The 20,989-nt window shown below is 71.6% G+C and carries 16 protein-coding genes, 3 pseudogenes and 1 riboswitch; of the genes and pseudogenes, 7 read left to right on the top strand and 12 right to left on the bottom strand.

Annotated features, from left to right (window positions below; all coding sequences use genetic code 11):
- Nucleotides 1-36 precede the first annotated feature (36 nt).
- Nucleotides 37-831: an ABC transporter permease gene (locus ACIA8K_RS09265; protein WP_396056677.1), complete on the bottom strand. Its 795-nt coding sequence runs from the start codon at nt 829-831 to the stop codon at nt 37-39.
- A 138-nt stretch (nt 832-969) separates the two neighbouring features.
- Between ACIA8K_RS09265 and ACIA8K_RS09260 the strand changes: the two genes are divergently transcribed.
- The gene (locus tag ACIA8K_RS09260; RefSeq protein WP_396056675.1) at nt 970-1,740 is read left to right on the top strand and encodes an ABC transporter ATP-binding protein; all 771 of its coding nucleotides are present in this window, start codon (nt 970-972) and stop codon (nt 1,738-1,740) included.
- Between the two features lie 72 nt (nt 1,741-1,812).
- On the opposite strand, the gene ACIA8K_RS09255 is transcribed toward ACIA8K_RS09260, so the two are convergent.
- The gene (locus ACIA8K_RS09255) at nt 1,813-2,793 is read right to left on the bottom strand and encodes an ABC transporter substrate-binding protein (protein ID WP_396056673.1); all 981 of its coding nucleotides are present in this window, start codon (nt 2,791-2,793) and stop codon (nt 1,813-1,815) included.
- A 286-nt stretch (nt 2,794-3,079) separates the two neighbouring features.
- On the opposite strand from ACIA8K_RS09255, the gene ACIA8K_RS09250 reads away from it, so the two are divergent.
- The 5 genes and pseudogenes from ACIA8K_RS09250 to ACIA8K_RS09230 form a co-directional block, all read left to right on the top strand.
- Entirely contained in the window at nt 3,080-4,012 is a 933-nt protein-coding gene (locus tag ACIA8K_RS09250; RefSeq protein ID WP_396056671.1) for an LLM class F420-dependent oxidoreductase, read from the top strand.
- A 28-nt stretch (nt 4,013-4,040) separates the two neighbouring features.
- Nucleotides 4,041-5,228, top strand: a complete 1,188-nt coding sequence (locus ACIA8K_RS09245; RefSeq protein ID WP_396056669.1) for a hypothetical protein — start codon at nt 4,041-4,043, stop codon at nt 5,226-5,228.
- A gap of 1,844 nt (nt 5,229-7,072) precedes the next feature.
- Nucleotides 7,073-7,198: pseudogene (locus tag ACIA8K_RS09240) on the top strand (hypothetical protein); the annotation flags it as partial.
- A pseudogene (locus ACIA8K_RS09235) lies at nt 7,188-7,271 on the top strand (pentapeptide repeat-containing protein); the annotation flags it as partial. The pseudogenes ACIA8K_RS09240 and ACIA8K_RS09235, both read left to right, overlap by 11 nt.
- A gap of 12 nt (nt 7,272-7,283) precedes the next feature.
- A pseudogene (locus ACIA8K_RS09230) lies at nt 7,284-7,418 on the top strand (hypothetical protein); the annotation flags it as partial.
- A gap of 195 nt (nt 7,419-7,613) precedes the next feature.
- Here the strand turns inward: ACIA8K_RS09230 and ACIA8K_RS09225 are convergent.
- Entirely contained in the window at nt 7,614-7,802 is a 189-nt protein-coding gene (locus ACIA8K_RS09225; RefSeq protein WP_396056667.1) for a hypothetical protein, read from the bottom strand.
- 10 nt (nt 7,803-7,812) lie between these two features.
- On the opposite strand from ACIA8K_RS09225, the gene ACIA8K_RS09220 reads away from it, so the two are divergent.
- Complete coding sequence (locus ACIA8K_RS09220; RefSeq protein ID WP_396056665.1) at nt 7,813-11,373, top strand: hypothetical protein; 3,561 nt, start codon at nt 7,813-7,815, stop codon at nt 11,371-11,373.
- Between the two features lie 154 nt (nt 11,374-11,527).
- Here the strand turns inward: ACIA8K_RS09220 and thiC are convergent, their stop codons facing one another.
- From thiC to ACIA8K_RS09175, 9 genes are all read right to left on the bottom strand, one after another.
- On the bottom strand, nt 11,528-13,120 hold the full coding sequence (gene thiC, locus ACIA8K_RS09215) for a phosphomethylpyrimidine synthase ThiC (RefSeq protein ID WP_396056663.1): 1,593 nt from the start codon (nt 13,118-13,120) through the stop codon (nt 11,528-11,530).
- A gap of 23 nt (nt 13,121-13,143) precedes the next feature.
- Nucleotides 13,144-13,929 (bottom strand): bifunctional hydroxymethylpyrimidine kinase/phosphomethylpyrimidine kinase, encoded by a 786-nt coding sequence (thiD, locus tag ACIA8K_RS09210; RefSeq protein WP_396056661.1) that lies wholly within the window; start codon nt 13,927-13,929, stop codon nt 13,144-13,146.
- Complete coding sequence (locus ACIA8K_RS09205) at nt 13,926-14,477, bottom strand: thiamine phosphate synthase (RefSeq protein ID WP_396056659.1); 552 nt, start codon at nt 14,475-14,477, stop codon at nt 13,926-13,928. Before ACIA8K_RS09205 ends, thiD begins: the two co-directional genes overlap by 4 nt.
- Nucleotides 14,478-14,491: 14 nt before the next feature.
- A complete protein-coding gene (locus ACIA8K_RS09200) occupies nt 14,492-15,262 on the bottom strand; it encodes a thiazole synthase (protein ID WP_396056657.1) in 771 nt (256 codons plus the stop codon).
- A gap of 1 nt (nt 15,263) precedes the next feature.
- Nucleotides 15,264-15,464, bottom strand: a complete 201-nt coding sequence (gene thiS / locus ACIA8K_RS09195) for a sulfur carrier protein ThiS (RefSeq protein ID WP_396056655.1) — start codon at nt 15,462-15,464, stop codon at nt 15,264-15,266.
- Complete coding sequence (thiO, locus tag ACIA8K_RS09190; RefSeq protein ID WP_396056653.1) at nt 15,455-16,738, bottom strand: glycine oxidase ThiO; 1,284 nt, start codon at nt 16,736-16,738, stop codon at nt 15,455-15,457. Before thiO ends, thiS begins: the two co-directional genes overlap by 10 nt.
- Nucleotides 16,735-17,472: a thiamine phosphate synthase gene (locus ACIA8K_RS09185; RefSeq protein WP_396056651.1), complete on the bottom strand. Its 738-nt coding sequence runs from the start codon at nt 17,470-17,472 to the stop codon at nt 16,735-16,737. Before ACIA8K_RS09185 ends, thiO begins: the two co-directional genes overlap by 4 nt.
- Nucleotides 17,469-17,577, bottom strand: a riboswitch (TPP riboswitch). It overlaps the preceding gene by 4 nt.
- A gap of 275 nt (nt 17,578-17,852) precedes the next feature.
- Nucleotides 17,853-19,523, bottom strand: coding sequence for an ABC-F family ATP-binding cassette domain-containing protein (locus ACIA8K_RS09180; protein WP_396056649.1), 1,671 nt, complete (start codon nt 19,521-19,523; stop codon nt 17,853-17,855).
- Nucleotides 19,524-19,602: 79 nt separating this feature from the next.
- Nucleotides 19,603-20,211 (bottom strand): class I SAM-dependent methyltransferase, encoded by a 609-nt coding sequence (locus ACIA8K_RS09175; protein WP_396056647.1) that lies wholly within the window; start codon nt 20,209-20,211, stop codon nt 19,603-19,605.
- Nucleotides 20,212-20,989 lie beyond the last annotated feature (778 nt).

Raw genomic sequence — 20,989 nt, 5'->3', positions numbered from 1 at the left:
GGGCCCGCCGTCCGGCGGGCCCCTTTCACGTGCGTCCTACGCCGAGGTCTCCCGGGCCCACGGCAGCAGCAGCCGCTCCGCCCAGGCGATCACGTAGTACGACACCACGCTCATCAACGCGAGCATGAAAATCCCGGCGAACGCCAGATCCGTCGCCAGCTGGCTGCGCGCCGAGATGATCACGTAGCCGATGCCCTCCGCGCCGCCACCGATGAACTCACCGACCACCGCGCCGACGAACGCCAGCGAGATGCCCAGCTTGAGCCCGGTGAAGAACTGCGGCAGCGCCCACGGCACCCGGACCTTGAGGAACGTCTTGATCCGGGACGCGTCCATCGACTGGGTCATCTCGATCAGCTCGGCCGGCACCGACTTCAGGCCGGCCATTGTGGAGAGCACCACCGGGAAGAACGAGAGCAGCACGACGACCAGCACCTTCGACTCGTAGCCGAAGCCGAACCACATCACCAGCATCGGGCCGATGGCGATCTTCGGTACGGCGTTGAAGCCGACCAGAATCGGCGAGATCGCCTTGTCGAGCGTGCCCGAGCTGGTCAGCGCGAGCGCCAGCACGACGCCGACCACGATGGCGATGCCGAAGCCCAGCCAGACCTCCATGAGCGTGAAGAGCGACTGGTCGATCAGGTAGTCGGCAAGCGTGCCGGTCATCTGCTTCACGGCCGTCTCGGGCGACGGGACCACCGACTCCGGCACGTCCCAGATCCGCACCGAGGCGTACCAGCCGGTTATCAGAATCGCGAAAGCGATCAACGGCAGCACAATGCCACTGATCTGCGGCCGTTTGAAACGCGGCGCGGCCTGCGTGGTCATGGAAACTCCTCTGTGGAGCACGGGGGCGATGAACGCGCGATCAAGTCAAATCACAAAATATGGCGCTATGTACGGGTGAAGTATGCAGGGACTAGCCTGTGCGCTCAGAGTGCTCGACGACCACACAGGAGAGGGCAGATGATCCAGCTCAACAACGTCTCCCGGACGTTCCACGGACGCCGCGGCACCGTGGAGGCGCTGCGGGGCATTGACCTGCACATCCGTGAGGGTGAGTTCGTCGCGATCGTGGGCCGCTCCGGCTGTGGTAAATCCACGCTGCTGCGCCTGATCGCCGGCCTGCTTCCGGTGTCCGACGGCAACATCGTGCTCGGCGGCACGGCCGTCACCAAGGCCCGGCGCGAGACCGCCATGCAGTTCCAGCGTCCGGCGCTGCTGCCGTGGCGGACCGTGCTGGGCAACGTGCTGTTCCCAGTCGAGATCTTCGGCTGGAAGCGGCGCCAGCACATCGACCGCGCCCGCCAGCTGCTCGCGACCGTGGGTCTGGAGGGCTTCGAGGACCGCATGCCGCACGAGCTCTCCGGCGGCATGCAGCAGCGAGTCTCGCTGTGCCGGTCGTTGATCCAGTCGCCCAAGGTCATGCTGATGGACGAGCCGTTCTCCGCGCTCGACGCGCTCACCCGCGAGGAGATGAGCGTCGAGCTGCAGCGCATCCACATGGAGGAGCGGACCACCACGGTCTTCGTCACCCACTCGATCGACGAGGCGGTGCTGCTTGCCGACCGCGTCGTCGTGCTGAGCCCGCGGCCGGGCCGGATCAAGGAGATCGTCGAGATCGACGTGCCGCGTCCCCGGTCGCTCGGGCCGAGCGTGCATCTGGAGACGCTCGCGCGCCACCAGGCCCGCCTGCACGAGCTGCTGATGCACAAGGACGAGCCGGTCGCGGCCTGACCACCTAAGTGGACAGACATTCGGCCGTGCCCCGCGAGGGACACGGCCGAATGCTTGTGCGGCATTGCTCGATCAGGCCTTGGGAGCCAGATCGATCTTCACGAAGTCCGCCGGGGTCTTGCCGGCCGGAATCTGGTTGGCGCTCTCGAGCAGCGCGACGACCTTGGCGACCCGGGCCTCGTCGACGACGCCGAGCTTCGGCGCGTCACCGAGGGTGTAGACCTTCATGATCTCCATCTCGGCGGCCGCGATGGTGGCATTACCGGTCGGCACCGCCTTGAGCAGGATGTCGGCCGACTCCTTGGGGTTGCTGTTGGAGAACTCGAGGCCCTTGAGCAGCGCGCGGGTGAACTTCTGCGCGACCTCGGGCTTCTCGGCCGCCATCTTGTCCGAGGTCAGCAGGAAGTGACCGTAGAGGTCGGTCAGCACGTCCGAGAACGGCAGCGAAACGGCCTTGCGGCCGTCCTTCGCCGCACCCTCGATCAGCGGCTTGCCCACGACGAACTGGCCGATCGCGTCGACCTTCTTCTGGGCGAGCGCACCCGCGAGGACACCGGCCTCGGTCGGAACGATCGTGACCTTGCTGGCGTCGATACCGGCCGCGCTGGCGTACAGCGGGAACAGGATCGTGGTGGTGGCGCCCTGCTGGTCGCCCATCTTCTTGCCCTCGAGGTCCTTCGGCGTGGTGATGCCGGTGTCGTCGAGAGTCATGATGCCGACCATGGACCGCTGCTGGATCGCGGCGATCGCGGTGACGCCCTTCACCTTGCCCGAGCCCTTGACCAGCATGTAGCCGGTGGAGTCGACCGGCGCGAAGTCGGCGGCGCCGGACTCGATCGCGGACATGTTCTCGCCGGAACCCTTGCCGACCTGGATGTCGACGTCCAGGCCCTCCTCGGCGAAGAAGCCCTTCTCCTTCGCCACGTACGCGTAGGCCTCACGGCCGAACGTGTTGAATGCGGTGAGGTACGTCACCTTCGTCAGCTCGCCCGACGCGTTGCCGCCGTCAGACTCCTCCGAGTTGCTGCATCCGGCCACTGCCACCACTGCCATGGCAGCAACAGCCGCCGCGAGCCCGCGGAAAGCTCTCATGGGTTTCTTGCCCTTCCTCCAGCCACCCTGGCTAGGCCATCTAGGTCAGGTGTGAGCGTTCCGGGCAGCTGTGGCATCTATGACGATCCCCCTGCCGCAACCCCCGGCGTAGCGGGCAACAGAGTACGAGACCACCCGTTACCGGTCACCCGGGCATCGCATTGCGAGATGGCAACGAATTGGACAGTGTTGTTTTAACCACTTCTAAGGTGCGAGAACACCGAGATGGGGGCTAACCTCTGCGGCCATGCGAGTCAGCGTGTTCACCGAGCCACACCGTGGCGCCACTTTCGATGAGATGCTGCGGGCCGCGCAGCACGCCGAGGCGGCCGGGTACGACGGTTTCTTCCGCGCTGACCACTTCATGCCGATGCACAGGTCGGACGGCTTCCCGGGCCCAACTGACGCCTGGGTGACGCTTGGCGCGATCGCCCGTGAGACACGCACGATCCGGCTCGGCACGCTACTCAGCTCCGCGACTTTCCGTCACCCCGCGATTACCGCGATAACCGTGGCGCAGGTCGACCAGATGAGCAACGGACGCATCGACTTCGGTCTCGGCGCCGGCTGGTTCGGCGCGGAGCACACTGCGCTCGGTATTCCTTTCTACACGCCGCGTGAACGATTCGAACGTCTCGACGAACAGCTTCAGATCATCACCGGGTTGTGGGCCACCCCGCTCGGCGAGCGCTATTCCTTTACCGGCAAGCACTTCACGCTGCAGGACGCGCTCGCGCTCCCCAAGCCGACGCAGACGCCCGGCCCGCCGGTGATCGTCGGCGGCCGCGGCCCGAAGAGCACGCCCCGGCTGGCCGCGCTCTACGCCGACGAGTACAACGTGCCGCCGTCACCGGTCGAGAAGTGCGCCGAGCAGTACGAGCTGGTCCGCGCCGCGAGCGAGACGTACGGCCGGACCAAGGCGCCTGTGACGTTCAGCGCCACCGTCGCGGTCGCGTGTGGACGGACCGACGCCGAGGTCGAGAAGCGCTACGCCCTCATGAAGCAGGTGTCCTCGCTCCCGCCGGAGGACGCGATCTTCGGCTCGCCGGACAAGGTGATCGAGGAACTCACCCAGTTCGCCAAGGCCGGCGCCACCCGCCTGCACGTGCGGCTGCGCGACCTGTCCGACCTCGACCACCTGGACCTTCTGGCCTCCGAGGTCATCCCGCACCTTCCGTAACGTTTCCCACTTCCGTACCGTGCCCCACATGGCCATTCGGACCTGGGGCAGGGTGCTGCTGACGTCACTCGGCGTGAGCCTCCTGGTCGGCGCGGGGCAGCTCGGCATCGCGTACGGCTTCGGCCTGGTCCGCTTCGGCCGCACGTTCACGAACGGCCTCGAAAGCCAGTGGAGCGCGCAGCTCACCTGGGTCACCTGGTGCGCGATCGCCGCTGCCGTCACCGGCGCGCTGGCCGCCGAGCGCGCCGCCCACCGGCTCGGCCACGACGGCGGCCTCCCGATGCGCGCCGGGATCGTGATCGTCTCCGCCGCCGGCGCCGCCACCGTGGCGCTGATCACCATGCCGGCCGCCCGCACCGCCCAGCTCGCCGACGGCGCCGACCCGGTCACCGCCGTCGGTTTCGCCGCGCTGCTCGGCGCCGCCGCAGGCCTCCCGCTCGCCGCGCTCGTCCTCTGGCAGCGCGCCTACGCCTGGGCGCTGATCTCCGTCACGGCCGCGACCTGGCTGCTCGCGATCGGCTCGGCCGTACCCGCGTTCGGCCCGGTCCGCCTCGGCGTGCTCGACCCGGCCGCGCTGAGCACCGGCCTCGTGCAGCGGCTCGCGGTCGTCGTGATGCCCTCGCTCGCGCTGATCGCCGGCGCCGCGGTAGGCACGATCGCCGGCCGCCTCCAGCACCACCCGGTGATCGTCGCCACGTCCGGCCTGCTCGGCCCCGCGCCACTCACGGCCGCATATCTGATCGCCGGCCCCGGCGCGCCCTCCGACGCGTACCAGGCCGCGCCCTTCTGGGGTTCGCTCGTCGCGGTCGCGGCCGGCGCGCTGGGCTCGATGCTCGCCACGATCATCCCCCGCTCCCCCAACCCCCCAGATCCAGATCAAGAGCCGCCGGGGGTACGAGGTGAGCGCGCCGATCCCCCGGCCGGGCCCGTCCGCGCGGAACGCCCCGCCCCCGTCCCCGCCACCGGCAGCAGGCCCTCCCGGCCGGTACCGTCACGTTCCGGCGCCGCCGAGGTCTCCGATACCGTCGATGCCGATCCCCCCGCAGCCGGGCGAACACGTCCCACAGCCGGGCGAACACGTCCCGCGACCGGCCGACCGCCCAGGACCACCAAGGCGCCGACGCCGGACGCCAATCTCGACCCGGCGAGGCACGAACCGTCCGATACTGAACCCGGGGTCCCACGACACGGCCCGGACCTCGGCGGATCGGCCTGATCTCCGTCCTCCGATAAGCTCCATCGGCTCGACCGGCACGGACAATCCGGTCAGCACAGAAAAAACGGCCACCACAGGAAGCCGGACAGCCCGGAACGAAGCACAATGATCTTCTAGGCCTCGCGCGGCCCGCGACTTCGAGCCGCACGCTTTGATCTCTCCGACACTGGACGACGTGTTGTCTCCCAAGGAACGCGAAACGCAGGAAGAGGGCGGGAGCGGCATGTTCACCCCCGAAACGAACGGCGGCGAGCAGGACCGCCAGGGGCACCCGTCCCTCTGGGACGACGCGGACCCGGCACCCAAGTCCGACGCCCGCCCGGACGACACGGTTTGGCCGGCCCAGCCAGCCCAGCCCGACCAGTCGGCCCAGCCCGCCCGGCCCGATGCCCGACCGGCCGGCCGCAGCGGCCTCACCGATCCGCCTCCCAGCGCCGCCATCGACGCGCTCCGGGCTCCCACCGGCGCCTTCCGCCAGGCCAACTGGTCCGCCGCCTTCGGCGCCAACCAGCCGTGGGAACTCGGCGGCGACGAGCGCGAGCCCACCCCCTTCGAACTGGCCGACCGCGCCCGCCGAGCCGACGCCGACCGCGCCTTGGCCGCAGGCACGGGTCCGGAAATCGACCGCGCATTGGTCGCCGGCGCGGGCCCGGACACCGACCGCGCACTGGCCGCCGGCGCGGGTGCCGAGCGCTACACCAACGGCTCGGACGCTGGTCCCGACGGCGCTCTCGATGCGCCCACCATGGACCTCCCCAGCGGCACCCCGGACGCGGCCAATGCCGGACCTGACGTCGATCTAATGCCCGGCGCACCTCCAGCGGAGCCGGCTCTCGACAGCTCCAGCGCTTCCCCGCCTGCGGTGGAATATTCTTTTACCGGGCAAACCGACGAATGGTCGCTTTCCGGACGAGCAAGCTCCGACGGACACGTAATGCCCATCTCCAGCGGCCGCGGCGCAGACGGGATCGCACAGCACCAGCCGGTTTCCCGCGACGGTGCGCAGGACCAGCCCGTGTCCCGCGACAGCACGCAGGACCAGGCGGTTTCCCGCGACAGCGCGCAGGACCAGCCCGTGTCCCGCGACAGCACGCAGGACCAGCCGACTTCCCGCGACGGCGCGCAGGACCAGCCGGTTTCCCGCGACGGCGGGCAGTACCAGCCCGTGTCCCGCGACAGCGGGCAGGACCAGGCGGTTTCCCGCGACGGCGCGCAGGGCGAGCCGATGCCCCGCGACGGCGGGCCGAATGGCGACCGCGACCCTGTCGGCGACACCGATCGCACTATCACGCTGGACTTCGCGCCGAACGCAACGCCGCAGGCCCCGGCGCCAGCTGAGGCCGAGACGTCGCGCACCACCGGGCTGACCCCAAGAATCGGCCCGACCGGCCTTCGCGCGGAGTTCGAGGCCGGCGTCCGGGCAGGTTCGCAGCAGACCGCCGAGACGCCTGTCGTGCCGGCCATCCCACCACCGCCCGCTCCCGGCCCGCCGCCCCCGATCCCTGCGACCTCCGGCGGATCGCCCGCAGCCGGACCGGCCTCGGGCGGACCGGCCTCGGGCGGACCGGCCTCGGGCGGACCGGCCTCGGGCGGACCGGCCTCGGGCGGACCGGCCTCGGGCGGACCGGCCTCGGGCCAGCCGATATCAACCACATCGGCCACGAGCGAGCTCGCTCACATCACGACGGACTTCAGCGGCTCTGCGCTCGCCCCGGCGTCGTCCAGCGAGCCGGCCGCCGCCACACCCATGTCCGGCGGTTTTGACTCCGCCGCACCGGTCTCCGGAGCTTTTGACTCCGCCGCACCGGTTTCCGGAGCTTTGATCGACAGCACGCCAGTGACGGGTGTGCCGGTCTCCGGCGTCCCAGTCCCGAGTGTCCCGGGCTCCAACATGCCCGTTTCAGGCGTGCCCGTCTCAGGCGTGCCGGTCTCGGGCGTGCCCGTTTCGGGCATGCCGGTCTCAGGCGTGCCCGTCTCAGGCATGCCGGTCTCAGGCGTGCCCGCCTCAGGCATGCCCGCCTCAGGCATGCCCGCCTCAAGCATGCCCGCCTCAAGCGTGCCAATCTCGGGCGTGCCGGTCTCAGGCGTGCCCGTCTCAGGCGGGCCGGTTTCCGGCGCTCCCAGCTCACATGTACCTGTTTCGGGCCTGCCCGTGTCGGGTGCGGCTGTGGCGGGTGCGGCCTTCTATGAGGTGCCGATCTCCGATGCATCGGCCTCGGGCGGCCCGGTGTCCGGGGTACCCGTCTCCGGTGTGCCGATGCCTGACGCACCGTGGGTGCCGATCACCGGCGTACCCACGTCGGGGGTTCCGGCTGCGGGTGGGACGGGTTCCGGATGGGTGGAGCAGGACGGGACGGCCGATGCCGGGTCCGGGCCGACTGCGGCTCACCCGGTCGTGGCGGCCGGCTCAACCGCGACCTCACCGGCAGCGGACGCCGAGCCGAGCACGAGCGCTATGGACAGCGGTGGTGCGGTTGCTCCGTTCGCGGCGGAGGCGAGGCGGCCGGGGCCGCCGAAGATCGAGCCAGAGTTCCGGATGATTCCGCCGGAGCCGCCGGCCGACGACTCCCCCACCGTCCCTACGGTGATCGTGAGCCCCCTGACCGGGCAGCCGGTCTCCGGTCTCACCCTCGGCGAACGCCTGATCGCAGCGCGGGCCGTGGAGACAACAGGTTTCTTCACGCCACACCCTTCGGCCGATGCGGACCCCGGCGACTCCGGCCAGGGAAACTACTCGGCCGAGTCGGGCCAAGGGAGCTGGGGTCACTCCGGCCAGGCGGACTACACCCGCGTCGGCCAGGAGAGTAATCCGGGCCAACTCGGCGAGGCGGGCTCCGCCTACTCCGGTCAGGAGAGCTACTCGGCCTCGTCCGGCCAGACGGGCTCCGCCTACTCAAGCCAGGCGGCTGACACCGGCCACGAGAGCTACCCAGGTCAGGTGGGTCAGGCTGACTCCGGCTCCTTCGACTCCGGCCGGCAGAGCTATGCGGGTCAGTCCGGCCAGGAGGGCCATCCGGCCTACACCGGCCAGGCGGACCGCACCGGCCCGTCCGGTCGGCCGGAGCACCTGGGTAACGCCGGGCAGAGCGGCCAGGGCAACGCCTACCAGGCGGGCTCGTGGGACCTGCCGGACCCGAACGCGCGTGAAGACCACCTGCGGCTCGTTGGGACGGACCAGGGCGATGCCGGGGCGTCGGCTCAGGAAACCGCCCGGGACGAGAGTCGCCAGGAGTCCCGGACGCCGGGCGGCGCCGAGTCGGACCGCGCAGAAGCGGGCCGCGCAGAAGCGGACCGCGCAGAAGCGGGCCGCGCAGAAGCGGACCGCGCAGAAGCGGACCGCGCAGAAGCGAGCCGTACCCGCGAAGCCGGCAGTGCCGCCGCCTATCCGGCGCGAGTCTTCCCGCGGATCTTCGAACCGCTCGAACCGCCTGCGGAGATGCCGGGGCTGTTCGAGTCGAGGAGGCCCGCGACCCCGGCGCCGTCCCTTTTCGAGCCGGTGGAGCACCGGCTCAGCCCGCCGCCGGCCGATCAACGCGACGTTCCTGCCGCGGCCGAGCGCCTGTCGGTCCCTCCGGCGGACGCCCCCGCGTCGCACACAGGCACCGCGGCACCGCAGTGGTCTCCCAGCCCCTCTCAGCAGCCCGGTCAGACAGCACCACAGCCCACCGATCGCCGGCAGCCCGACCAGGCCGCGCAGCAGGTCACCGGCGGACAGCAGGACGGGCCGATGGCGGCGCAGCCCGACTGGCAGCGGCACGAGCAGACGGCTGCCGGTCGGCAGCGGCACGAGCAGACGGCTGCCGGGTGGCAGCAGCACGAGCAGACGGCTGCCGGGTGGCAGCAGCACGAGCAAACGGCACCACAGGCCGCCGGCCGGCAGTACGAGCAAACGGCTCCGCACGCCGGTGACTGGCAGCACCACGAGTCCACAACACCGCATCCCACCGGCTGGCAGCAACACGAGCAGGCGGACCCGCAACCAGCTGACTGGCAGCGGCAGGAATCGGCGGAGCGGTCGGCCGCGGGCTGGCAGCAGCACGATCTGAGCACGCCGCAGACGGCCGACCGGCGTTACGACTCGGCTGCGCCGTGGCCCGGGGCCGACTCTGCCGAGGCGCACTCCGGCGCTCCGGCCGTGTCCGGTCAACTGGGTGGTCAGGCTGAGCAGTGGCGTGACACTGCTCTCGGCTCCGGCGCGGGCGCAGATCAGCGGGCCGATTCGCTTCGTCCGTCTGTGGAGAACGATCCGTCGGAGGCTCCGGAGCGGTCCATTCTGCCGCGATTCGCGGTCAGCAGGCCGGAGGGCGGTGCGGCGAATACGCAAGCGCCGTTCCCGTCGAGCGCGGCGGCCCCACCGCCGCCGGGTCTCGTCAATATGCGCCTTACCGACGGTGCTTCCTCGCAGCCGCACGCGCCCGCCTCGCCCTCCGCGACCGGCGAGGATTCGCGACCGGACGTGGGCGCCTTCCCGCTGCCGGGCCGCCCTACCGGCCCGGCGGTCGACAGCGGCGCACAGCAGGACACCGGCGCGTTCTCTCCACTGGCTCGCCCGGCAGCGCCCGGCGCGGACCCCGGATCGGACGTTCTCCGGCCGCCGTTCGTCACCGGCTCTTCCGTGGACGGATCCACGTCGCAACCCGATGCCGCCGCAGCCCGGTTCGCCCCCGGCCTGCCCGGAGCCGATATCCCGCCGGCGCCAGGCCTGAGCCACCCCTCCCCGGCGCCCGGCGGTCGTGCGGCGGGAGACGCCGCCGCGCTGCCGTTCGAGACCGCGAACGGCACGGGAGTGTCGCAGCCGGGTGCGGGTACGTCGTCGGGTGCCGAGGCGGATCTCGCGTCAGACAGCGACGGCCGGTGGCCGGGTGAGGGCACGCCACCGCTCGCCACCGCCCCTGGCGACCTCGCTGCACGACCCGGCGCGAACCCGTTCTCGTTCGCGTCCGGGCCGGTGGACGCGCCCACGGCGGAGAATGCCGTCGCGTCGCCGTCCGGCAGGGTGCCCGGCGCCGATTCACGGCCGGACGCCTCTTCGGCTCCGTTCACAACCGCTGGCGCGCCGAACGAGACATGGCAGCAGGATCCGCTCGGGTCCGGCGGATCGACCGCTGACGCACCCTGGCGGCAGTGGAACGAGCCCGCGTTCCCCGCCGAGCCGCCGACGACCGACACCTCCTGGCCGCAGCGGGACTTCGGTGGCGCACCTCTCGGGGGCGGCCCCACGGTGACCGGCGGCAACCCACAGCCGGGGACGATCGAGAGCGGGTCGGCAGCGACCGGGGCCGGCTCGTGGCCGGACGGCGGCACCTCACCGTTCACGGCCGGCGCCCCCTGGGCGCAGGACGCGTTCACCACCACCGCGCCGCCGACCACTGACACACCATGGCGACAGGACACATCGGCCACCCCGCCTCCGGACACCGGCACGTCGTGGCGACAGGACATCCCGGCCACCACAGCCCCGGGCACCTCGGCCCCGGCCAGCACGGCGTCGTGGCAGCCGGACAGGTCTGCCACGACGGCTCCGGGCAGCGGAGAGTCCTGGCAGCAGGACAGGCCGGCCAACGCGCCGGACGCCACCGACAAGCCCTGGCAGCAGCGGAACCCGGCCGGGTCGCTGTTCGGGGAGCCGGAGGAGACCGGCTTCCCGTGGACCGACGCCGCACCTGGCGCCCGGACCAGCAGCGGAACCGCGCCGGCCGGCACGAACGGCCCGGGTGGCGAAACCGTCCACGAGGGGGTGCTGCTTCCGCCGGAGGAGGCGCGGCCTGAGCGGGGCAGCCGGTCGGCGCCGGATTCGTGGGGCGCTGACGACGCCTGGTCGGCGATGGACGACTGGACGCCGGCGAGTCCGCGCTCCGCAGGGCGCCCGGCCCGGGACGATGCGCGGTCCATGCCCGGCGCGAATGACGACGGATGGGGCACTCGCGGGTCGCAGTCGCCGGAGGCAGGCGCGAAGGCGGAAGCCAGAGCCGCAGAGGCTGTGGATGCGGCCGAGGACGACCAGAAGCCGGAGAAGCGCCGGCGCGGCCTCTTCCGCCGTCGCAACCAGCCGCCGCAGGCCACCCCGGCCGAGCCGGTCCCGCTTCGCGACGAGGAGTACGTCGACTGGGTAAGCGGCCTCGGCGACCGCTCCGCCGACGACTGAGCGGAGCGACGTCTGAGCAGAGCGACGACTGAGCAGAGCGACGGCCGCACACAGCGTCGCCCCGCTCGGACGCGTGGGACGACGACCGCGCACAGCGTACGACCGCACGGACGCGTGAGGGCCCGGTGGTGATCGACCACCGGGCCCACCCGCATCAGGGCGTCGTCAGCGGCAGGTACACCCGCCCGCCCGAGGCCAGGAATTCCTCGGACTTCTCGTGCATGCCGCGCTCCGCGTACCCACGAAGCTCTTGACTGATCTTCATGCTGCAGAACTTGGGGCCGCACATCGAGCAGAAGTGCGCGGTCTTGGCGGGCGCGGCGGGGAGCGTCGCGTCGTGGTATGACCGGGCCGTCTCCGGGTCGAGGGAGAGGTTGAACTGGTCCTCCCAGCGGAACTCGAACCGGGCCTTGGACAGCGCGTCGTCCCAGGCCTGCGCGCCCGGGTGGCCCTTGGCGAGGTCCGCCGCGTGCGCCGCGATCTTGTAGGCGATCACGCCGGCTTTGACGTCGTCGCGGTCCGGGAGTCCGAGGTGCTCCTTGGGCGTGACGTAGCAGAGCATCGCCGTGCCGAACATGCCGATCATGGCGGCGCCGATCGCGGACGTGATGTGGTCGTAGGCGGGCGCGATGTCGGTGGTCAGCGGGCCGAGCGTGTAGAACGGCGCCTCGTGGCACAGCTCCTGCTGCAGGTCCACGTTCTCCTTGATCTTGTGCATCGGCACGTGCCCCGGGCCCTCGATCATCACCTGGACGTCGTGTTCCCAGGCGATCGTGGTGAGTTCGCCGAGCGTGCGCAGCTCCGCGAACTGGGCCTCGTCGTTCGCGTCCGCGATGGATCCGGGCCGCAGCCCGTCCCCGAGCGAGAATGCCACGTCATAGCGCGACAAGATCTCGCACAGCTCCGCGAAGTGGGTGTAGAGGAAGTTCTCCTCATGGTGGGCGAGGCACCAGGCCGCCATGATCGACCCACCGCGCGAGACGATCCCGGTCACCCGGTTGACGGCCAGCGGTACGTAGGCGAGCCGCACCCCCGCGTGCACGGTCATGTAGTCGACGCCCTGCTCGGCCTGCTCGATCACGGTGTCCCGGAAGACCTCCCAGCTCAGCAGCACCGGGTCACCGCCGACCTTCTCCAGCGCCTGGTAGAGCGGCACCGTGCCGATCGGCACCGGCGAGTTGCGGACGATCGCCTCGCGCGTCTCGTGGATGCGTTTGCCTGTGGAGAGGTCCATGACCGTGTCCGCGCCCCAGCGGGTCGCCCAGCTCATCTTCTCCACCTCCTCGGCGATGGAGGAGCTGACCGCGGACGTGCCGATGTTCGCGTTCACCTTCACCAGGAACGCCTTACCGATGATCATCGGCTCGATCTCCGGGTGGTTGATGTTGGCGGGCAGCACGGCGCGGCCGGCCGCTATCTCGTCCCGGACCAGCTCCGGCGCGACGCCCTCGCGGATCGCCACGAACTCCATCTCCGGCGTGATCGTGCCCGCTCGCGCATAGGCGAGCTGGGTGGGCCGCTGCCCGGCGAGCGGCGTGCCGGGGCCACGGACCGGGGCCACGTCGCCGCGGCCGGCGATCCACGGGCCGCGCAGGGGCGGCAGTCCGGTGTCCGGGTCGCTGCCCGGCCCGGACGTGTCGTAGAGCCGCACCGGCTCGGTGCCGTCGGTCAGGTCGACGCAGGCGAACGGCACCCGGACGCCGGGCAGCCGACCGTCCACATAGGACTTACGTCGTACAGCAGTCATGGAGAACCTCCTGCAGAAAGGAATTAAACGGACCAGCCGAAGTGATCGATCGGGCCGCGCCCCGCGCCGACCTTCCAGTCGCGCGCGCCACGCAGCCCGGTGGCCACGTACCTCTTCGCGACGGTAAGCGCCGCCGCCAGGTCGTCACCGTGCGCGAGCAGGGCCGCGACCGCGGCCGAGAACGTGCAGCCCGTGCCGTGGTCGTTCTCGGTCCGCACCCAGGGCGAGCGCAGGAACCGGACCTCGCCGCCGGTCCACAGCACGTCCACCGCGGCGCCGTCCTCCTCGCCGCCGGTCACCACCACGTGCCGCGCGCCGGTGGAGGCGATCTCCCGCGCGGCCGACACCATCTCCGCCGGGCTGTGCACTGGTGCGCCCACAAGCGCGGACGCCTCGTCCCGGTTCGGCGTGACAAGCAGCGCGAACGGCAGCACGCGCTCCACCACCGCAAGCGCGCCGAGCCGGTGGCCACTTGTCGCGTAGAGCACCGGGTCGAGCACCAGATTCGGCAGCAGACCGTCGCGGGCACGCGCGGCAACCTCGTCCGCCACGGCGAGGTCGCCAAGCATCCCGATCTTCACGGCCGCGACCGGCATGTCGTCGCGCACCGCGTCGATCTGGGCGCCGACCACCGCGCCGGGCAGCGAGTGCACGTCCAGGACGCCGCGCGTGTTCTGCGCCGTGACCGCGGTGATCGCCGACGTGCCGAAGACCCGCAGCGCCGCGAACGTCTTCAGGTCCGCCTGGATCCCGGCACCGCCGCCCGAGTCGGACCCGGCGATCGTGAGCGCGACAGGTGGCGTGCTCACGCCGCGACCAACTCGGCGACAAGCGCGGCGGGATCGGCCGCCCGCATCACGGCGCCCATCACCGCCACACCGTCCGCACCCGCCTCGGCGCACGCCCGCACCTGCGCGGCCGTCTCGACACCCCCGAGAGCGAAAACCGCCGCGGGGGTACGCCCCGACAGCCGCCTCAGCCCGGACATGCCCAGCTCCGGGCCGTACCCCGGCTTGGATCTGCTTGTGAAGACCGGCGAGACGGTGACATAGTCCTCGGTGGTCAGCCGCGACAGCTCCACCTCGTCATGGCATGAGCGCCCGACCAGGGAGAACGCCGGTGGCGGGAACGGCCCGGCCGCGCTCAGGTGCACCGCGTCGCCGCCGAGCGGGTCCGGCCCGGCAACGATCAGGCGGCCGCCCGCAGGCGTCAGGATCGCCCTCAACTCATCTGCCAACCTCCGTCGCGTCGTCGCCGGCAGGTCCTTCTCCCGCAGCAGCACGCACCGCGCGCCGCCCGCCACCGACCTTTCCACGACCGAGACCAGATCGTCCCGAGCCTGGGTGCGATCGGTCACGACAATCAATCCGTTCACAGGTCCGGCCGCCCCTCGTCCGGTGTGGAGGCGAGCGCGTGGAAGCGCCGCGGGATCCGCCCGGCACGCGCGGCCAGGTAACCGGCCTCCACCGCCAGACGCATCGCCGTCGCCATCCGTTCCGGGTCCTCCGCCCTGGTCACGGCGCTGGCCAGCAGCACCGCGTCGCAGCCGAGCTCCATCGCCAGCGCCGCGTCCGAGGCCGTTCCCAGCCCGGCGTCGAGGATCACCGGCACGTCGACGGCCTGGCGCAGCAACCGGAGGTGGTGCGGGTTGCCGATGCCCAGGCCGGAGCCGATCGGCGAGCCGGCCGGCATCACCGCGGCACACCCGGCGTCCGCGAGCCGGCGGGCCAGAATCGGGTCGTCGTTCGTGTACGGCAGCACCGTGAAACCATCCGCGACCAGGCGTTCCGCGGCCGGCACCAGCTCCACGCCGTCGGGCAGCAGCGTGCGCTCGTCGCCGATCACCTCAAGCTTGATCCACGGCGTGCCGAAGGCCTCGCGGGCCAGGTGCGCAAGCTTCACCGCCTCGGTCGCGGTCCGGCAGCCGGCCGTGTTCGGCAGCAGCCGCACGCCGGTGCGCGCCACCACGTCCAGCAGCCCGTCCGACGATTTTTGGGTATTTATCCGGCGTAGGGCGACAGTGACCATCTCCGTGCCGGACGCCTTGATCGCCCGTTCCAGCGCGTCCAGGTGCGACGCGCCACCTGTCCCCAGGATCAGCCGCGACCCGAACCGCACGCCGCCCACCTCGAAGTCGTCCACGTCAGCCGCCCTGCGCCGCGGTCAGCACCTCGACGCGGTCCCCCTCGGATAGCGGCGTCTCCGCCCACCGCCCGCGCGGCACCACCTCGCCGTTCAACGCGACCGCCACGCCCCGATGCACGCCGGTCAGCTCTGCCACCGCATCCGCGACAGTCACCCGCCCGTCCAGCTCCCGGTCGTCGCCGTTCACAGTCACCCGCATGCCACCCTCCGCTCCGTGAATCTGGCCGCCTCGAAAGCCGTCGAAATCGCTGTGCCGTCGATCAGCAGCGCGGTGATCAGGTGCGCGGTGACCGGGGTCAGCAGGATCCCGTGCCGGTAGTGGCCGGTCGCCACCACGACCTCGCGCGCACCCGCCCGCCACCCGCCGAGGATCGGCCGGTTGTCCGGCGTGCCCGGACGCGCACCCGACTGCGCCTCCACGAGCGCGTACTCGGAGATCTCCGGGATCAGCTCGGCGGCCAGGCGCAGCAGTTCCAGCACCCCGCCCGCGGTCACGGCACCGTCCGCCCGCTCGTGCGAGGTCGCGCCGAGCACCACCTCGCCGTCCCGCCTCGGCACCAGGTAGATCTCGCGGCCGTCCGCGTACCCCCGGATCACGTGGCGGAAGCCCGGCTCGCCACCCGGCGCGCGCAGCCGCAGCACCTCTCCCCGCACCGGCCGCACCGGAAGCCCGGTCAGCCGTGCCGCGCCGCATCCCGCCGCGACCACCACCCGGTCCGCGTAGACCTCGCACACGTCCGCGACCCGCCTGCGCACGAACCGCACGCCCGCCCGCGCCGCCGCGACCCGGAGCGCAGCAGTCATCCGCCGCGGATCGACCTGGTGATCGCCGGCCGCAAGCGCACCGCCCCGCACCCTCGGACTCAGCACCGGTTCCAGCCCGCGCAACGCCGACGGCGTCAGACGATCAACATCCAGACCCAGATCGCGCTGGTACGACGTGAGCCGCACCGCCGCCGCCAGGTCATCCGCGGTGAGCGCCACCACAAGCGTGCCCTCTGCTCGGTACCCGACCTCGGCCCCGGCGGCCTGCTCCAGCTCGGCCGCGAAGCCGGGCCAGCGCGCGGCGGAGTCGACGAGCAGCGCGGTCAGCTCCGTCTCCCCGAAATACGCCTCGCCGACCGGCGCGAGCATCCCCGCGGCGACCTCCCAGGCCCCGTCCGCCTGGCCGATCGCCGGGCGGGAAGCCGGTGCCCCGTCGTGCACGGCCCGGCCGGCCGGAGTCGATCCGTGTGCGCCGGGCTGCGCTGTCGCGGTGTCCGCCGGTGCGCCGGTGGCGGCCGCCTCCGCGTGTCCGCTGATCGCGGTCGCACCTCTGCCGGGCGCCGGTTGCCCCAGAACCTCAGGCGTGGCGTCGTCATAGACGGCGACGTCGAGGCCGCGCTGGGCACAGCGCCACGCGATCGACAAGCCGATCGGGCCGCCGCCGACTATGCCGAGGTCCACCCGTCCGGCCCGTCGTGCGCTGCTCATCGTGCGCCTCCCCGGAGGATTCCCGACTCGGTTGCGGCGCCGCCGTCCAATGCGGATTCCGCCGGGCTGGAGCCGCATCGTGCCAGCTCATCGAGCAGCTCTGTCACCGCCAGCCCCGGATCGGCCGCGCCGCTCACCGCGCCCACCACAGCCACGCCGTAGGCGCCCGCGGCGAGCAGCACGCCCACCCGCGACCGGGAGACGCCCGCGATCGCGATCACCGGCGCCGGCACCGCGGCCGTGACCGATGCGAGCCCGGCGGCACCGAGCGGCTCCGGCAGCCCGGCCTTCGTCGTGGTGGCGTAGCAGGGGCCGACGCCCAGATAGGACGCGCCGTCCGCGATCGCGGCCAGCCCGGTGTCGGCGGCACGCGCGGTGGCGCCGAGGATCGCGTGCGGGCCGAGCACCCGCCGGGCCGCCGCGACCGGCAGGTCCAGCGCGCCCACATGGCCGCCGGCCGCGCCCACCGCGAGCGCCACGTGCAACCGGTCGTTGATCAGGCAGGTCGCACCGGCGGCCGCGCACAGATCGCGGATCGTGACCGCAAGCTGGTAGGCGTCGAGATCGGTCGCGTCGTCCTCGACACGCACCTGCACGACGAGCGGCCCGGTGACGGACCGGACCGGATCCCCGGCGGCCGCGTACGCCGCGAGCGCGGCACGCACGACGCCGATCGGATCCCGGCCGGGACGCGTGTCGGTGATCAGATGGAGTCGTCCTAGGGTCGAGTCCACATCGTCCACATCCTCCCTGCGCCGGCATGACCCGGATCAGGTTCGACGGTCGGGGGCTGCAGCCCCCCTCTCAGCCCGGTGCACCGGACTCCCGTGGGGTTGTTGTGTTCCGCCGCCGACCATACGCCGACGATTACGGAGACGTAAAGTGCCGTGACACAGCGCTCAAAATGTTGCGTACGGCGGCCGGGCTGGGCCAAGATCACGCGCTCGGACGCGCCCCCGCGCGTGCCCACACCCGCACAGACGCGAGGCGCGCGAGAAAGTGTTTTACCAATTCCTTTACACACGCCGAGAGAAACGGTGACTCCGGCCGATCAAGAATTGCCGGAGCCCGTATTCCACAAGGAACACCGACCGGTTTTCACCAGGGGAAACGTTCAGCCCACGTCCCAGACCGGTTCCGGTGTTTCGACAACCTCACCGTCGCCCTGGAACAGCACGAAACGGTCGAACGAACGCGTGAACCAGCGGTCGTGGGTAACGGCCAGAACCGTACCGTCGAAGGCTTTGAGTCCTTCTTCCAGTGCCTCCGCCGAAGCTAGGTCGAGGTTGTCGGTCGGCTCGTCGAGGAGCAGCAGCGTCGCGCCGGACAACTCCAGCAGCAGGACAAGGAAGCGGGCCTGCTGACCGCCGGAGAGCGTGCCGAAGCGCTGATCGCCCTGCTCGGCCAGCTCGTAATGATTGAGGACCCGCATCGCGCCGTGCCGGTCCATGCCGGAGCGATGTTCGTCGCCGCGCCAGAGGATCTCGACGAGGGTACGTTCGCGCAGCTCGGGACGGTCGTGCGTCTGCGAGAAGTGCCCGGGGCGCACGCGGGCGCCGAGCCGGGCCACGCCGCCGTGCAGGACCGGTTCCAGGACCGCGCCGGAGATCGGCTCACTGCCCGGCTCCGGGTCGGTGCCGCCGCGCGCGAGCAGCCGCAGGAAGTGGGACTTGCCGGTGCCGTTCGCGCCGAGCACCGCGACCCGATCGCCGTACCAGATCTCCAGGTCGAACGGGAACGTGAGCCCGTCCATCTCCAGCTGCTCGCAGACGACGGCCCGCTTGCCGGTACGCCCGCCGCCGAGCCGCATCGCGATGTCCTGGTCCTTCGGCGGCAGCGGCGGGGCTCCAGCCTCTTCAAACTTGCGCAACCGGGTCTGCGCCGCCTGGTAGCGCGACGCCAGCCCGTCGTTGAACGCGGCCTTGTTCCGCAGCGTCAGCACGAGTTCGCGCAGCTTGGCGTGCTCCTCGTCCCAGCGCCGGCGCGCCTCCTCCATCCGCTCGTGCCGGGCGCCGCGCGCGGCATGCCAGCTGGCGAACCCGCCCGGATGCGTCCACGCGCCGCCGCCCTCGACCGCCACCACCCGGTCCGCGGTCTGGGCCAGCAGCTCCCGATCGTGCGAGACGTAGAGGACCGATTTGCCGGACTCGCGCAGCCGCGCCTCCAGCCAGCGCTTTCCGGGCACGTCGAGGAAGTTGTCCGGCTCGTCGAGAAGCAGCACCTCGTCCGTGCCACGGAGCAGCAGCTCAAGCGCGAACCGTTTCTGCTGCCCGCCGGAGAGCGTGGCGACCGGGCGGTCCCGGACGGAGTCCCACGGGAGTTTGAGCGCGGCGACGCTTGCGGTGTCGAACGTGACTTCCGCGTCGTATCCGCCGGCCTCTCCCCAGGCGGCGAGCGCCGTCGCGTACCCCATCTGGGTCTTCTCGATGTTGGTGTTCTGGCCGCTCTCCGCGCGGTGCATCGCTGCCTCCGCCGCCGCCAGCCGCGCACCGGCCTCGCGCAGCGCGGGCGGGGAGAGCGACAGCGCAAGGCCCCCGAGCGTCGTCTCGTCCGCGATCATGCCGATGAACTGCCGCATCACGCCGAGCCCGCCGACCCGCGCGATCGCGCCCTCCTGCGCGGGCAGGTCTCCGGCGATCATGCGCAGCAGCGTCGTCTTGCCGGCTCCGTTCGGCCCCACGAGCGCGATCTTGGCGCCTTCGCCGACGCGGAACGAGACGTCCGCGAACAGCACCCGCCCATCGGCAAGCGTGTGTCCGACCCCGGCCACGTCCACATATCCCACGGGCGGATGATCTCCGATTCGGTACGGCGTCGACCAGCGGATTTTTCGGTGCCTCGACTTTTTCGTGCCTCGACGTCGGTCAGGCGCGACTGACGCGCAGCACCCGGAAGCCCTTCTGGCTCGCGTGCCGCTCGACCTCCCAGCCGAGGTCCACCAGCCACTGGTGCAGCGAGTCGCCGCCCAGGTGCCGCGCGATGACCAGCCACGCCACCCCGTCCGGCGCCAGCCGGGGCAGCCAGCGGGCGAGCATGTCGTGCATCTCCGCCTTGCCGACGCGGATCGGCGGGTTGCTCCAGATCTGATCGAAGACCACATCAGCTGGTACGTCGTCAGGGGCGCCCACCCGGACCCGGCTCGTGGCGCCGAGGCGTGCCGCGTTCTCCGCCGTGAGCTCGCGGGCACGCGCGTTGACATCCACCGCGTAGACGGTCGCGGACGGCACCTCGGTTGCCAGCACGGCCGTGATCGGGCCGAAGCCGCACCCGAGATCGAGGAACACGCCAGATGCGCCCGGTTCGGGGAGAATTGCCTTTTTAAGCAGAACGGCCGTTCCGGGGTCCAGCCGGGCCGCCGAGAATACGCCACGCGCCGCGACGAGCGCATAGTCCCGCTCGTGGACGGTGAACGACACCTCGTGCCGCGCCGCGGGGGCGGCGGGCTCAGCGCTGAAGTAATGCTCGGCGGTCACGCCCCGCATTCTTCCCTCCCGCTCACGAGCGACGGAATCCACCCTCCACCGCCCGGATAGAGTAATTTGTCCAATATGTCGACTCGCGCGCTATGTGGATAGAGGCGCACAGACCGGAATGTCCATTACCCTGTGCGACATGGCGTACGGGCAGCACGGCGAGGCGGAGGACGGTCGCCCACCCGCGGAACACGAGCCCCGCTCACGCCGTGCCGCCGGCGACTGGTCCGCCCTCAACATCCCCGGGCCCGACGTCACGCTCTGGGACACCGACCGCGGAGTTTCCCCACGCCGCGCCAACCCCGCGACCTCGGACTATGTGCCGTCCTACGACGATCCTGCAGCCGCCGGGCCGGGTTCGGGCTCTGGGCTGGCTTCCGGCTCCGGGTTGGCTTCCGGCTCCGGGCTGGCTTCCGGCTCCGGGCTGGGCGGGCGGCGGCGTGCGCCAGAGGCGACCGGAGGCCGCCGCCGGGCGAAACCGGGGGAACCTATCGCCGCCGGACGACCGGGTGACGGCATGATCGCTCTGGGATCGGGCGTAGAGGGCCTGGCGGACGGGATCGCCGCCGATTCGGCGGCGCTGACGGAGCGGGCCACGGGCCGCCGCACCGCTCCCGTCCTTCCCTCTTCTGTCACCTCCGCTCCTGCCATCTCCGCTGGCAGCGACGCTGCATCCGGGCAGATCACGGGCCGGCGAGGCATCGGCCCCATGTCGTCGGGGCCAGGAGTCGGAGAGCATGCTCGGCGAAGCCCGGGCGGCCTGGAAGCAGTCCTCCCG

Source organism: Catenuloplanes sp. NPDC051500 (genome assembly GCF_044454585.1).
Lineage (GTDB): Bacteria > Actinomycetota > Actinomycetes > Mycobacteriales > Micromonosporaceae > Catenuloplanes.
The sequence above is the reverse complement of the archived record's forward strand: the minus strand, read 5'-3'. Positions and strand labels throughout refer to the sequence as shown.

Bases quoted from the DNA above. Each gene is read 5' to 3' on its own strand.
- thiO (WP_396056653.1), bottom strand. From the start codon at position 16,738: ATGAGCAGCGCACGACGGGCCGGACGGGTGGACCTCGGCATAGTCGGC.
- ACIA8K_RS09250 (WP_396056671.1), top strand. From the start codon at position 3,080: ATGCGAGTCAGCGTGTTCACCGAGCCACACCGTGGCGCCACTTTCGAT.
- thiC (WP_396056663.1), bottom strand. From the start codon at position 13,120: ATGACTGCTGTACGACGTAAGTCCTATGTGGACGGTCGGCTGCCCGGC.
- ACIA8K_RS09245 (WP_396056669.1), top strand. From the start codon at position 4,041: ATGGCCATTCGGACCTGGGGCAGGGTGCTGCTGACGTCACTCGGCGTG.
- ACIA8K_RS09255 (WP_396056673.1), bottom strand. From the start codon at position 2,793: ATGGCAGTGGTGGCAGTGGCCGGATGCAGCAACTCGGAGGAGTCTGAC.
- ACIA8K_RS09265 (WP_396056677.1), bottom strand. From the start codon at position 831: ATGACCACGCAGGCCGCGCCGCGTTTCAAACGGCCGCAGATCAGTGGC.
- ACIA8K_RS09260 (WP_396056675.1), top strand. From the start codon at position 970: ATGATCCAGCTCAACAACGTCTCCCGGACGTTCCACGGACGCCGCGGC.
- thiS (WP_396056655.1), bottom strand. From the start codon at position 15,464: ATGCGGGTGACTGTGAACGGCGACGACCGGGAGCTGGACGGGCGGGTG.